1 pseudogene is annotated in these 223 nt (G+C 74.0%); it reads left to right on the plus strand.

Annotation, left to right across the window (positions count from 1 at the left end):
* Positions 1-223, plus strand: a pseudogene (locus tag E4K09_RS29300) (hypothetical protein); the annotation flags it as partial.

A 223-nucleotide genomic window follows, 5' to 3' on the forward strand; every position in this document is an offset into this window, starting at 1 on the left:
ACACGTCAGGTCGTCTCAGCGCCCGGCCTGAGACGATCGCGGCCCCGGCCGGCACGCCGCCGGGACGTCATGCGCTCGACCTTGGCAAGGGGCGAGACGGAATCGTGCTCAGTCCGCCGGGGCTCGACCCGGCCAAGCCCGCGCCGCTGATCGTGGGCCTTCACGGCGCCGGCGGCATCGCCTCGCAGATGCTGGCCCTGCTCGCCCCCTTTGCGGAAGCGCG

This window comes from Microvirga pakistanensis (assembly GCF_004458765.1).
Taxonomy (GTDB): Bacteria; Pseudomonadota; Alphaproteobacteria; order Rhizobiales; family Beijerinckiaceae; genus Microvirga; species Microvirga pakistanensis.